This is a genomic window from Yersinia sp. 2466 StPb PI, assembly GCF_041538325.1.
Lineage (GTDB): Bacteria > Pseudomonadota > Gammaproteobacteria > Enterobacterales > Enterobacteriaceae > Yersinia > Yersinia enterocolitica_E.
On sequence record NZ_JAULSL010000001.1, the window covers coordinates 3,058,723 to 3,072,814 of the forward strand.

A 14,092-nucleotide genomic window follows, 5' to 3' on the forward strand; every position below is an offset into this window, starting at 1 on the left:
GTGATCTGGTGCTAATCGGCTCGACCACGCGCCAGCCAAACTACTTGAGAGAACATTTTTTTCAGTAATAGGGGGACAGATTCTACCCCCCTCTCTTTGGCCTGACTGGCAACCTCAATAGCCAGATCCGGCTTGGAGGTACGGTGAATCGCCTTTTCAATCACTCTACGCGGCTGCATTTTGGCATTGGCAGGAATTGCTGAGATCCGATGATAGACATCATCAAAGCCAGCGCGATATAAAAAGTGTTCCATATCTGGTGCTGGCAATATGGTCAGGCGATCCCGTTCATGATCGCGCCCATTGTCCGCCATATTACGCACCGTGGCGGCATACTTTTTACCGGCATCATCGCCATCAGTCAGAACATGCCATTGAATGCCCATCCGGTTGGCAAACTTAAGCAGCGGGCGCAAACCACTCTGAGCGAACTCAATCACTTTTACCCCTTCAGCTTCAAAGTGGTAACCACACTGGCGAGCAAACTCATTGAGTAACCAGATCTCTGTTTCACCTTCCACCAGCAGCCAGCAACGGGCAAACAGGGCTGAGGGCCGATTGAAACGAATATGGAAAGCGATACGGCGGCTATCTTCAGGGCTCATGCCACGAGAGCCAATACGATAAGTCGCGACTTTTGCCGATTCGCGCACCAATCGGCAAATGCTCTCTATCGGCACTAATGACACTAACTCACCGGAATTTGTCGTGGTAATCCGTTGCAGAGGGAGCTGGCTGAGCAACCCCCAGGCGACGGACAGCATTATCGGATGCAAGCGGGTTTCAGGGTCTTCTACCAGTAGCAAGGGCCGAGAATGGGGATCGAGACTCAATGGCCCTTTAGCCTGCAATAACGTTGAAAACATCCCTAAAAGTATCAACCGCATACTGCGGCTGTTCGGCTCAGCCACCATCCGGTTTATATTGTCGAGGGCCAGCCAAGCTTCACGTTCCGGTTGTGGCCGATAACGGTGATTACGCAAACCGGCGGACTGCGATCCAGACTCGGCAAAGTAGTGTTCCAGCAGTTGGCGCATCGCCTCCAAGCCCTGGCGTAATTCTGAATTAGTCAGTTTCTGTGGGTTACGGACCAACTCACGGCTTAATTGATCCAATTGCTGGTTCAACGCCACTTTATCAGGTGCATGGCTGTTTTCGGTGCTGCTACGGAGCCGGCGCATAAAGCGCGCATCACGCAATCGCAATACCGGGTGGATACGAATAACGCCACGTGCCAACTTCTCAATATCGTGCAAAGACAGTGGCTGGCCTTCTAAATCAAGGAAAGTACGCCAGGTGCACACCGTGCCATCATCAGCCAGTTCCCCCTCGACCCGATAATAAATACGATGCAGACCATCATCATTTTTTATCCATAATGGGGCTAAATGGCGGTAACGTGGGGAGTGCCAATGACCAATGTCTTTCTCACAAAAGGTAAAAATAACCTGTAAATGGCGCTCTTTAGCCGTCTCGTCCCCTGCCGGATAATAAAAATCCTGCACGGTAAAATGATAGAGTTGAGGTTCGGGAGACAACAGCAACGTGAGCGCATCTAATAAGCTGGATTTACCCCAGGCGTTCTCACCGATTAGCACAGTATTATCGTCAAGGCTCAATGAAATACGATTAATACCGCGAAAACCGACAATATCAACACGTTCAAGATACATGCTACGCCTCCGGTGCGAATTTATTCATACTGATACTACAGATAACACTGTTAACTCAGCAATCATAGTCGATTGTCTTGACGCCAGACGCAAAAAAACCTTACGGGTCAAGTGCCGCGGCCCGTGCGTACTGCTTTACTCTGCCGCTGATTTTAGATAGCTTATTGCGCCACAGCTCATTATTAATCTGCTCATGATAACCAAAGTCATTGGCGTTACAACAAGTCCACAAACGAATGATTAATCGGTCTCGAACCGATTTGCATAACATTCATGCTCGTTCACAGGGTGAGTCTCAAGTAGGTTCATTCATTCCGATGAGCTTACATCGATAAGTGATTCGGGTGGGCAAGTGCAGCTAACACCACAGTAACGTCAATGAAGAAGGGTATAGGACGGTATAACTCGTGTATTCAGGATTGTTGATCATACTTTTGCCGTTAATTATTGGTTATCTGATCCCACTTAGTCGCAAACCATTAATTCAATTAATCAACCGCTTATTAAGCTGGATGGTTTACGTTATTTTATTTTTTATGGGGATCAGCTTGGCCTTTTTGGAAAACCTCAGCGCTAACCTGCTGCTCATTTTCCAGTACACCGGCATCTTTTTTCTGTGTATTTTTTGTGCCAATTTGCTCGCACTGTTTTTGCTCGAACGCAAAATACCGTGGAAGAATACTCATCGGCAGGAAGCATTACCCTCACGGCTGCATATGGCGCTAGAGTCATTAAAACTGTGCGGCGTAGTCATTGTTGGCTTCCTGTTGGGTCTAAGCCAATGGGAGTGGTTGCAGTTTGCCGCCAAAGGCAGCGAGTTGGCACTGATTTTCCTGCTGTTCTTAGTGGGGATTCAATTGCGTAACAGTGGTATGACACTGCGCCAGATAGTGTTGAACCGCCGTGGCACCATGGTGGCATTTGTGGTAGCAATCAGTGCCTTACTCGGTGGTATGCTTGCTGCACTACTGATCGGTTTGCCAGTTAAAACCGGGCTGGCGATGGCCTCTGGCTTTGGTTGGTATTCACTGTCTGGTATTTTGCTGACTGATGCGTTCGGCCCAGTAATTGGTAGTGCCGCATTCTTTAACGATTTGGCGCGTGAATTAGTGGCAATCATGCTGATTCCAACCTTAGTCCGCAGTAGCCGCTCCACGGCGCTTGGCTTATGTGGCGCCACTTCTATGGACTTCACCTTGCCGGTATTGCAGCGCAGTGGTGGGCTGGAGATGGTCCCTGCCGCTATCGTCCACGGTTTCTTGCTAAGCTTACTGGCCCCGGTATTGATCGCTTTCTTTTCTTAATCACTTTATTACCCAGCGCCGTGGATCAGCCGATTCACTGTGCGCTGTTCCTACCTAATAGTGAATAAATTCTCATTCGCAGCAAAAGTTGCGCCAAATCAAAACAAGTGAAAGTTGCATTAAAAAAGCCTTTTTAAACCTCGGGTGCACCTCTATGCTTTTAAACACGCATTACAAATGCAACTTTAAAAGGAAAAATAATTATGTTCTGTGTGCAATGTGAACAAACTATCCGAACACCTGCGGGTAACGGCTGCTCTTACGCGCAGGGGATGTGCGGAAAAACCGCCGAAACCTCTGATTTACAAGACCTATTAGTTGCTGTACTGCAAGGGCTTTCCGCATGGGCATTGACCGCCCGCGAACTTGGTATTATCGATCATCAGATTGATAGCTTTGCACCCAGAGCTTTTTTCTCGACCCTGACCAATGTGAATTTCGACTCAGACAGAATCGTCGGTTACGCGAAAGAAGCCATCTTATTGCGCCAATCACTGGCCATTCGTTGCCGCTTGCTTGATAGCACTATCACGGTTGATCACCCACTGGCTGAGCTACAACTACTGTCCGACGATATCCCTACCCTGCAACAACAATCGCTGCAATTTGCGCTAAACAACGATAAAGCTGACGTCGGTGACGATATCCACGGCTTGCGCATGCTGTGCTTGTATGGACTGAAGGGGGCGGCGGCCTATATGGAACATGCCCATGTCCTGGGGCAGTTCGATGAGCAGATTTATGCTGATTATCATGCTTATATGGCCTGGTTGGGTACCCAACCGCGTGATGTCGACACGCTACTGAATAATGCAATGGGTATTGGCAAAATGAACTTCAATGTGATGGCCATTTTGGACCACGGCGAAACCCAAGCCTATGGCGATCCACAGCCAACGTCGGTGAATGTGCGCCCGGTTGCCGGTAAAGCTATCTTGATCTCCGGTCATGATCTCAAAGACTTACAAATGCTGTTGGAGCAAACTCAGGGAACCGGCGTTAATATTTATACCCACGGTGAAATGCTGCCTGCTCACGGCTACCCTGAGTTAAAACGCTATCCACATCTGGTGGGTAACTATGGCAGTGGCTGGCAGAATCAGCAGACCGAATTCGCCAAATTCCCCGGTCCGATCCTAATGACATCTAACTGTATCATTGACCCGAACGTAGGCAATTACGGTGATCGTATCTGGACCCGCAGTATTGTTGGCTGGCCGGGTGTTAATCACCTGGATGGGGAAGATTTCACCCGCGTCATTGAACAGGCATTGGGGATGGCTGGCTTCCCGTATAATGAGCTGGAACACTTGATTACTGTCGGTTTTGGCCGCCAGACCTTGTTGAATGCGGCAGATACCGTTATTGATTTGGTCGCCACTAAAAAGCTGCGTCATGTATTCCTGGTCGGGGGATGTGACGGTAGCCGTACAGAACGTAGCTATTTCACTGATTTTGCCCGCAGTGTGCCACAAGATTGCATCATCATGACACTGGCTTGCGGCAAATATCGCTTCAACAAACTGGATTTTGGTACCTTGGAAGGCTTGCCACGCCTGCTGGATGTCGGCCAGTGTAATGATGCTTACTCCGCCATCATGCTGGCGGTTAAATTATCAGAAAAACTGGGTTGTACCGTCAATGACCTGCCACTCAGTCTGGTACTGTCATGGTTTGAACAGAAAGCCATTGTCATTCTCCTGACCCTGTTGTCATTGGGTGTCAAAAATATTTATACCGGCCCGACCGCGCCAGGTTTCCTGACTGACAACCTGATGGCCATCCTCTACGAGAAATTTGGTATGCGTCCTATTACCACCGTAGAGCAAGATATGAGTGCGATTTTGGGGAGTTAAGTCAATATTTTGGCTCATTAAGTAATGGCACATTGCCCGGCCAGAGTGGTTTATTGCCACTGGTCGGGCACTATTAATGGCTTTTTTGCCCGAAAATGACCTGATTCGTTGTGAGGTTTTGATGACTGATTTTATCCCAACCGCTGATTTTATCCCAACCGACTGTCCTACCGCCCTGTGCCCTAACCGCATGCAAGTTCATTCCATCTGGCAAGAAACACCCGATGTCTGGAGCCTGCGGTTAATTAATCACGATTTTTATCCTTATTTACCGGGCCAATATGCCTTGGTAAGCATTCGCAATAGTGATGAAACGCTGCGGGCATATACGCTTTCCTCGACACCCGGTTTAAGTCCGTTTATCCAGCTCACCGTGCGCTGTTTAGCTGATGGGGAAGGATCACGCTGGTTGACCCAGCAAGTCAAGGTGGGGGATTACCTGTGGCTTTCCGATGCTCAGGGCGATTTTACTTGTGCTCACGCTGATGATGACCACTACCTGATGCTAGCTGCTGGCTGTGGTGTCACTCCCGTGATGTCGATGTGTCGTGACTTACTGGCACGGCGTGCACAAGCAGATATCCGGGTGATATTTAATGTGCGCTCACCAGCAGATGTCATTTTTGCCGCTAGCTGGCAAGCCTTGTTACAGCGCTATCCACAACAATTACAGCTCACATTGATGGCTGAATCAGAGGCCAGCGATGGGTTCGTTGCAGGTAGAATCAATGCACAAATAATGCAACAGGTAGCACCTGACATTGCCCACCGCCGGGTGATGACTTGTGGGCCCGCGCCCTATATGGATTGGGTTGAGCAGTATTGCCGCGAACAATCAGTTCCAGCAGATCATTTCCAGAAAGAGCAGTTCCGCACCCGTGATAACGCTGTCGATAGCGGTAATGAATTGACGATGACCATCAGCCATCCTTTGCGCAGTGTTAAAGTCCCGGTGGGTACGTCCCTGCTATTCGCCTTGGAACAACACAAAGTACCGGTGATGGCCGCCTGCCGCGCGGGTGTTTGTGGTTCTTGTAAAACCCGTATTCTGCATGGCGAATATACCACCAGCAGCACCATGACGCTGACAGCAGAAGAGATTGCTCAAGGTTATGTGTTAGCTTGTAGCTGCCAGTTACAAGGTGATGTCCAACTAGCCTGAATGCCGATTAGCCTCCATTAATGGCGCAATTATTGCCAAACGCGCCATACTTTGACCTCATAGAATAATGACTCGCCATTAATCCTTGAGGGAACACAACTATGAAGCAAACTGTGGCAACACTGGTCGCAAAAACGTTGGAACAAGCAGGTGTTAAGCGAATATGGGGTGTAACCGGCGACTCACTCAATGGCCTGAGTGATAGTCTGCATCGGATGGGCACTATCGAATGGCTGGGTACTCGCCATGAAGAGGTGGCCGCCTTTGCCGCCGGGGCTGAGGCACAACTCACCGGGCAGTTAGCAGTCTGTGCCGGTTCCTGTGGCCCGGGTAATTTGCATTTGATTAATGGCCTGTTTGACTGTCATCGTAATCATGTCCCCGTATTGGCTATTGCCGCACATATTCCCTCCAGTGAGATTGGCAGTGGTTATTTCCAGGAAACCCATCCGCAAGAACTGTTTCGCGAATGCAGCCACTATTGTGAGCTGGTTTCTAACCCGGAACAGTTGCCACGGGTGCTGGAAATCGCCATGCGTCAAGCTATCCTCAATCGCGGCGTATCAGTGATCGTATTGCCAGGTGACGTGGCGTTACAACCTGCACCAGAAGATGCCGCCATCGTGTGGCAAACACCCAAATTACCGCTAGTTCAGCCGCTGATGAGTGAGTTGAACATTTTGGCGCAAACGCTTAATCAGGCGAAAAATATCACGCTAATGTGTGGTAGCGGCTGTGCTGACGCCCACGATGAAGTGGTGAAGTTAGCTGAAATGCTGCAAGCCCCGGTAGTACATGCCCTACGCGGGAAAGAACATATTGAGTGGGATAACCCTTACAGCGTTGGCATGACAGGGCTGATTGGTTTTGCCTCCGGCTATCATGCCATGCTCAATGCCGATACCCTAATTCTGCTGGGAACACAATTCCCCTACCGTGCATTCTATCCAACCAACGCCAATATCATCCAAATTGATATCAACCCCGGCAGTATTGGTGCGCATTGCCCGGTCAATATGGCGCTGGTCGGCGATATCAAAACCACACTTAGCGCGCTGTTGCCACAACTAGAAGTCAAAAGTGACAGCACATTTTTGCAAAAAGCGTTAGAGCACTACCGTACCACCCGTAAAGATCTGGATGGTTTGGCGACCGCCAATGATAATCAACCCATCCACCCGCAATATCTGGCACAACAGATTAGCCGCCATGCCACTGATGACGCAATATTCACCTGTGATGTCGGCACACCAACGGTATGGGCGGCCCGCTATCTGGAAATGAACGGTAAGCGGCGTTTACTGGGATCGTTTAACCATGGATCGATGGCCAATGCCATGCCACAAGCCATTGGCGCGCAAGCAACGGCCCCTGACAGGCAAGTGGTTGCCTTATGCGGTGACGGTGGTTTCACCATGCTGATGGGGGATTTTCTCACTCTGGCACAATTAAAACTGCCGGTGAAAATTGTGGTGTTTAACAACAGTGTTCTGGGGTTTGTCGCCATGGAGATGAAAGCCGGTGGCTATCTGACCGATGGCACTGACTTGCATAATCCAGACTTTGCCGCCATTGCCAATGCCGCCGGTATCAAAGGGATTCGGGTCGAGAAAGCCTCCGAATTAGATGCCGCACTAGAGAGTGCTTTCGCTCATCCGGGGCCGGTTTTGCTCGATGTGGTCACCGCCAAGCAAGAGCTGTCGATGCCACCACAAATCAAATTTGAGCAAGCCAAAGGATTCAGCCTTTACATGCTAAGGGCTATCATTAATGGCCGTGGCGATGAGGTGGTCGAGCTGGCAAAAACCAACTGGCTCCGCTGATTCCCTAAGCCATCTGGTAACAGAATAATTAGCAATGAAAGTGGTTTTTTAATCACTTTCATTGTTTCCCCCCTCCAGTTTCTGATTGAGACAGAAATTATCCTTATATTTTATGTGTCATAAACGACATTTTTTACTCGTCACCCAGCAAAATAGCAAATAGAGGCGTACTGTCTTTTAATCAGTGGTTGCCATTATTTATCAGGATAATTGTTAGTAGCTATATAAGCAGCACGCTAACTTTATTTATGGTGGTGTCATTATGTCAAAGAGAGCCAAATCAGGGACTTCGGCTACGGCTGAATTAACCTGTTTACTGCGGGCAAAGTCATACGGTGATAAACGGCCTTATTTTAAAAGTGATGATTACGTGGCGGTTATTCTAAGCCAGACCTTCCATTCATTCTTTTCTATGATGCAGAAAACCTTTCTATTGGGCGATGATAGTTTACATATCGCTACCCCGGCAGGAATTTACCCTTATATTGTCGCCAGAACCTTGTATATCGATGATCTATTTAAGAAAACCGCGGGTCGATTTAGTAAAATATTTATTCTGGGTGCGGGCTTTGATTCAAGAGCAATTCGTTTCTATCACGCACTGCAACATAGCCGGGTTTATGAGATAGACCATCCAGCCATGCAACAATCTAAAATAGAGAAACTCCGTGAGTGCGATATCACCCCACCTACCAATCTAACTTTTTTACCCCTTGATTTTAATCTGCAAAGTCTGGCGGACATTCTGGCGGATATCCCGTTACAGGCGGGTGAAAAATGCCTGTTTCTGCTGGAGGGGTTATTGATGTACCTCGAGCCAGAACAGGTAAGAACACTGTTTAGTGCCATAAGTGACTACTGCAATGAAGGTAGCCAAATTATCTGCGACTTTGTTTACGCTCATCTGTTGACGGAACTCTCGGTATTAACCGACGAAGAAGGCTTACCCCAGCACAACCCGGAATATGGCGCAAAAGAGAGTGTTGAACGTGTGCGCAGTATTGGCGAAGAGTGGACGTTTGGTATCACTACCCGCGGCATAGATACCTTGCTGGAGCAATACGGTTTCATATTATTGGATAAGGCTGATGCCCACGAACTGGAAACGCGGTTTTTTACCGATAAACAAGGCAAATGCCTGGAGGAAATTAATACATCTTCGTGTTTGGTCTATGCCCAGCGAGAAAAATCCTAATAAATCAGCCAATAATGCCAATTCGAATTAATTATCAGTTATCACGATAAATATTACTCACCAAATAGCTAAATAATACCTTTCACTCCTTTCTTGTTTTATCAATCTGGCTATGATGAAGAATATCTTCTTATTCTGACCGCGAGAAAATTATGCTGATCGATTTACGTAGTGACACAGTAACTCAACCTGACACCGCAATGCGCAATGCGATGGCTAACGCTGAAGTGGGTGATGATGTCTATGGCGATGACCCAACGGTTAATGCCTTGGAAGCTAAAGCCGCCAGCCTGTCAGGTAAGGAAGCGGCACTGTTCCTACCAACCGGCACCCAGGCCAATCTGGTGGCACTATTAACCCACTGCCAGCGGGGTGAAGAGTATATTGTCGGTCAGAAAGCCCATAACTATCTGTATGAAGCTGGTGGCGCGGCAGTGCTTGGTAGCATTCAGCCACAACCTATTGAAGCCAATGATGACGGTACCCTGCCACTGGATAAAGTGTTGGCAGCCATCAAACCCGATGATATTCATTTTGCTCAGACCCGGCTGTTGAGTTTGGAAAATACCCATAGCGGCAAAGTGTTGCCTCTTCGTTATTTACAGCAAGCTTGGGCGCTGACTCGAGAGAAGAAACTGGCACTGCATATCGATGGCGCACGTATTTTTAATGCTGCCGTCGCCTTAAATGTGCCACTAAACGAGATCAGCCAGTATTGCGATACCCTGACGATTTGCCTCTCAAAAGGGTTGGGCACACCGGTGGGTTCCCTGTTGTGCGGCAGTGCTGAGTATATTCAACGCGCCCGCCGCTGGCGTAAAATGACCGGTGGCGGTATGCGTCAGGCGGGTATTCTGGCCGCGGCAGGCTTGTATGCCTTAGAGCACAATGTCAGCCGGTTAAAAGATGACCATGACAATGCAATATGGCTAGAGCAGCAACTGCGCGCATTGGATATCGAAATTGCAGCACCCGGAGCGCAGACCAACGTACTGTATATTAAGCAATCCGCCGAGGCTGCCGCCAAGCTTGGCCCTTGGATGCGTGAACGCGGTATATTGATCAGTGCAGGCCCGGTAACTCGAATGATTACTCACCTCAATATCAGCCGCCATGATCTGGAGAAAGTGGTTGCGCTGTGGCGTGAATTTTTGACCGAGCAGCGCTCATGACACCGCAACGGATATTGGTATTAGGTGCCAGTGGCTATATCGGCCAGCACCTGGTTCCAAAGCTCAGCCAACAAGGACACCATGTTATTGCCGCCGCCCGCCGCATTGAGTGGTTAAAAGAGCAACAGTGGTCGGGAGTCGATTGTCGCTTCGTTGATCTTTATCAGCCAACCACCCTCAGTGCTGCGTTGCAAGATATTGATGTCGTTTATTATCTGGTTCATGGTATGGGCGACGGGCAGGACTTGATTGAACAGGAACGTATTGCTGCTAATAATCTGAAAACGGCGCTACAACACAGCGCCGCAACCTCATCGCCCACGGTGAAACAGATTATTTATTTAGGTGCATTACAACCCGAGGATAACAGCTCGCCTCATCTGATTGCGCGTAAGTTAACCGGTGAACTGCTGCGCCAAAGCGGCATTCCGGTCACCGAACTGCGCGCCAGTATTATCGTCGGCCCCGGTTCGGCCGCGTTTGAAGTGATGCGCGATATGGTTTATAACCTGCCCATCCTCACCCCGCCACGCTGGGTTCGTTCTAAATCTTCGCCCGTTGCACTGGATAACCTGCTGGTGTATTTGACTGAATTACTCAACCATCCGGCACAAGATAACCGAATTTTCGAGGTTGCCGGGCCGGAATACATCAGTTATCAGACCCTGTTTGAGCGCTTTATTGCGATCAGTGGTAAACGGCGTTGGCTGATTCCGATCCCACTCCCTACCCGGTTTATTTCGGTTTATTTCATCAATCTGGTCACCTCGGTACCCACGTCGATTGCCAGTGCATTGATTGCCGGATTGAACCATGATTTACCAGCCAATGGTGAGGCTTTGCAGGCGCTTATCCCACAACAGCTGATAAGTTTTGACGACGCGGTCAAAGAGACACTGCGCCGTGAAGATGAAGTGGTCGACTCCGCCGACTGGGGCTACGACCCCGAGGCCCGCGCCCGCTGGCGGCCCGGCTACGGATTTTACCCTAAACAGGCCGGTTGCCAGCTATCGACTACCGCCTCCAGTGAGGCGCTGTGGCACGTGGTGCAACAAATCGGCGGTAAAGAAGGTTATTTTTATGGCAATCCGTTATGGAAAATCCGCGCCTGGATGGATGACATCGCCGGTGGTGGCGTGGTATATGGCCGCCCAGAGCGGGAAACACTGGCATTAGGCGACCTGATTGATGGTTGGAAAGTCATTACAATCAAACCATTACGCCAATTAGCCATGATGTTCGGCATGAAAGCGCCGGGTCTGGGCCGTCTCACTTTTACTATCAAGGATTTAGGTGGCTGCCGAAGCATTGATGTGCGGGCGTGGTGGCATCCGGCCGGTTTTAGCGGTTTACTGTACTGGTTTGTAATGATGCCAGCACACCTGTTTATTTTCCGTGGAATGGCAAAACGCATCGCGGCGCTGGCCGAGCAATATGATCGTGAACCTACCGCACCCGCGCACAACGAATCAGAGCCTTAAATCAAACGGCGTGATGCATCCCCTATTTAATGGGCGTTGCAGCTAATAACGCTGCAAATTCAAGTAAGCAGGGGATTCTGATTGCATAGCACCGCATTTCACGAAAGAATGGCATCTTATTTGCTGGGCGAATGATTCCAAACGCTAGCATTCTGATTTTTGGTGGGAACCGAATTCGCTATGAAGGTATTGGTCACCGGTGCAACCTGTGGGTTAGGCCGAAATGCCGTTGAATATCTCCGTCGTCAGGGTATTAAAGTCATCGCCACCGGCAACAATCCGGCGATGGGCGCATTGTTGACAAAAATAGGTGCTGAATTTATTCATGCAGATTTGACAAACCTGGTCTCCTCGCAGGCGAAAGCCATGCTGGCAGACGTCGATACCCTATGGCATTGCTCTAGTTTTACCTCTCCTTGGGGCACCGAACAGGCGTTCGAACTGGCTAATGTGCGCGCCACACGCCGTTTGGGGGAATGGGCCGCAGCCTATGGTGTGGAGAATTTTATTCATATCTCCTCACCTGCTATCTATTTCGATTATCACCACCATCGAAATATTCAGGAGGACTTCCGCCCGGCACGTTTTGCTAACGAGTTCGCCCGCAGTAAAGCTGCCGGTGAAGAGGTTATCAAACAATTAGCACTTTCCAATCCACAAACCCATTTCACTATTTTACGTCCGCAGGGGTTATTTGGCCCTCACGACACCGTGATGCTGCCGCGCCTGTTACAGATGATTAAGTATTATGGCACTTTGCTGTTACCCCGTGGCGGTAATGCGTTGGTGGATATGACTTACCTGGAAAATGCAGTGCATGCGATGTGGCTGGCGACTCAACGTGAGAACACGCTGTCCGGTCGCGCTTATAATATTACCAATCAGCAGCCCCGCCCGTTGCGCACCATCGTGCAACATTTACTGGAAGAGTTGGATATGACATGCCGTATCCGCTCCGTGCCCTACCCGATGATGGATATCATGGCCAGAGCCATGGAGAAACTGGGGAATAAAGCAGAAAAAGAGCCGGTGCTGACACATTATGGCGTCGCTAAGCTCAATTTTGATCTAACGTTGGATACCCACCGAGCTGAAGAAGAATTAGGCTATCGGCCCATTGTCTCACTGGACGAAGGGATTATCCGTACCGCCCGCTGGCTGAAAGAGCACGGTAAGTTATGCGCTAAGTAAAACAGCACCCTAGGTAAAAATTGGTGGAAATGGTTGATTTACTGACCAACTGCAACTCTGATGACTTTGGGTATATACTGAAATAACTTTCATAACAGATTCTTTCACCTAAGGTCATCATATGAAAAAGAAAAATATTGCCGTTGTTCTTCCTCTTGCCATTCTACTTAGCGCCTGTACCAGCACCGTTGATCCCGCTTATAAGGATATCAGCAGCCGTACTGCACCTTGTGTTGAAGGTGGGCCGGATACCGTAGCGCAAAAATTCTATGACCTCCGCGTGCAACAAATTGGTCATCAAAGTGGCTTGCCTGATGATAATCTCTCGGCCCAATTTCGCCCTTATTTGAGTCAGGCGTTGTACGAGCAAATTCAGATTGCCAGAAAACAGACTGGCAACCGCACTACGACCCAGGTGAATAAAACTCAAACCATAAACGGCGATATTTTCACCAGCCTGCGGGAAGGGAGTACCAGTGCCGACGTTGCCAGTGCCTCAACCATTCCCAATACCGATGCCAGAAATATTCCGCTGCGGGTTAATTTGACGCATCAAACTGCAGGTGGCCAATCGGTGATGTGGCAAGACGAAGTGCTGATGATACGTGAAGGGACATGCTGGGTTGTCGACGATATCCGTTTTATGGGGGTATCTGCACCGGCAGGGAGCTTGCGGCAGCTACTGGGTGATCACTAACCAGCCCAAAATGCCACCAACACCCCTGCAATTTGAAAGAAAATGAGTATCCCCTATAGATTTCGGATTGCAGGTAGGCGGCAAAGGAGTGCATCCCGATGAGCTTACACCGGTAAGTGATTCGGGTTAGCGAGAGCAGCCAACACCCCTGCAATTTGAAAGAAAATGAGTATCCCCTATAGATTTCGGATTGCAGGTAGGCGGCAAAAGAGTGCATCCCGATGAGCTTACACTGGTAAGTGATTCGGGTTAGCGAGAACAGTCAACACCCCTGCAATTTGAAAGAAAATGAGTATCCCCTATAGATTTCGGATTGCAGGTAGGCGGCAAAAGAGTGCATCCCGATGAGCTTACACTGGTAAGTGATTCGGGTTGGCGAGAGCAGCCAACATCCCTGCAATTTGAAAGATAACGGGGATAGCTCTGTCAGATTTATGCATCGCGTGACAAATTCCCTCGGATATCAGTCAAATCCAAATGTTATGCTGTTTTGCTGGGTTTATTCTGGTTATTAATAAATTTTAACGCACAAAGATTG

10 protein-coding genes are annotated in these 14,092 nt (G+C 49.1%); 9 read left to right on the forward strand and 1 reads right to left on the reverse strand.

Annotated features, from left to right (window positions below; translation table 11 throughout):
* Positions 1-11: 11 nt before the first annotated feature.
* On the reverse strand, positions 12-1,673 hold the full coding sequence (locus tag Q2T72_RS13850) for an ATP-dependent endonuclease (RefSeq protein ID WP_372569324.1): 1,662 nt from the start codon (positions 1,671-1,673) through the stop codon (positions 12-14).
* A gap of 407 nt (positions 1,674-2,080) precedes the next feature.
* On the opposite strand from Q2T72_RS13850, the gene Q2T72_RS13855 reads away from it, so the two are divergent.
* The 9 genes from Q2T72_RS13855 (at position 2,081) to Q2T72_RS13895 (ending at position 13,554) form a co-directional block, all read left to right on the forward strand.
* Positions 2,081-2,977, forward strand: coding sequence for a lysine exporter LysO family protein (locus Q2T72_RS13855; RefSeq protein WP_083158418.1), 897 nt, complete (start codon positions 2,081-2,083; stop codon positions 2,975-2,977).
* 203 nt (positions 2,978-3,180) lie between these two features.
* Complete coding sequence (gene hcp, locus Q2T72_RS13860; protein WP_083158417.1) at positions 3,181-4,833, forward strand: hydroxylamine reductase; 1,653 nt, start codon at positions 3,181-3,183, stop codon at positions 4,831-4,833.
* 190 nt (positions 4,834-5,023) lie between these two features.
* Positions 5,024-5,995, forward strand: a complete 972-nt coding sequence (hcr, locus tag Q2T72_RS13865; RefSeq protein ID WP_372569896.1) for an NADH oxidoreductase — start codon at positions 5,024-5,026, stop codon at positions 5,993-5,995.
* A gap of 101 nt (positions 5,996-6,096) precedes the next feature.
* A complete protein-coding gene (gene poxB, locus Q2T72_RS13870) occupies positions 6,097-7,818 on the forward strand; it encodes a ubiquinone-dependent pyruvate dehydrogenase (RefSeq protein ID WP_372569325.1) in 1,722 nt (573 codons plus the stop codon).
* Positions 7,819-8,080: 262 nt separating this feature from the next.
* Positions 8,081-9,013: a class I SAM-dependent methyltransferase gene (locus Q2T72_RS13875; protein ID WP_372569326.1), complete on the forward strand. Its 933-nt coding sequence runs from the start codon at positions 8,081-8,083 to the stop codon at positions 9,011-9,013.
* 152 nt (positions 9,014-9,165) lie between these two features.
* On the forward strand, positions 9,166-10,185 hold the full coding sequence (gene ltaE / locus Q2T72_RS13880) for a low-specificity L-threonine aldolase (RefSeq protein ID WP_372569327.1): 1,020 nt from the start codon (positions 9,166-9,168) through the stop codon (positions 10,183-10,185).
* Entirely contained in the window at positions 10,182-11,666 is a 1,485-nt protein-coding gene (locus Q2T72_RS13885; protein WP_372569328.1) for a DUF2867 domain-containing protein, read from the forward strand. Before ltaE ends, Q2T72_RS13885 begins: the two co-directional genes overlap by 4 nt.
* A gap of 180 nt (positions 11,667-11,846) precedes the next feature.
* Complete coding sequence (locus Q2T72_RS13890; RefSeq protein ID WP_083158412.1) at positions 11,847-12,857, forward strand: NAD(P)-dependent oxidoreductase; 1,011 nt, start codon at positions 11,847-11,849, stop codon at positions 12,855-12,857.
* A gap of 121 nt (positions 12,858-12,978) precedes the next feature.
* A complete protein-coding gene (locus Q2T72_RS13895; protein ID WP_372569329.1) occupies positions 12,979-13,554 on the forward strand; it encodes a lipoprotein in 576 nt (191 codons plus the stop codon).
* Positions 13,555-14,092: the final 538 nt, after the last annotated feature.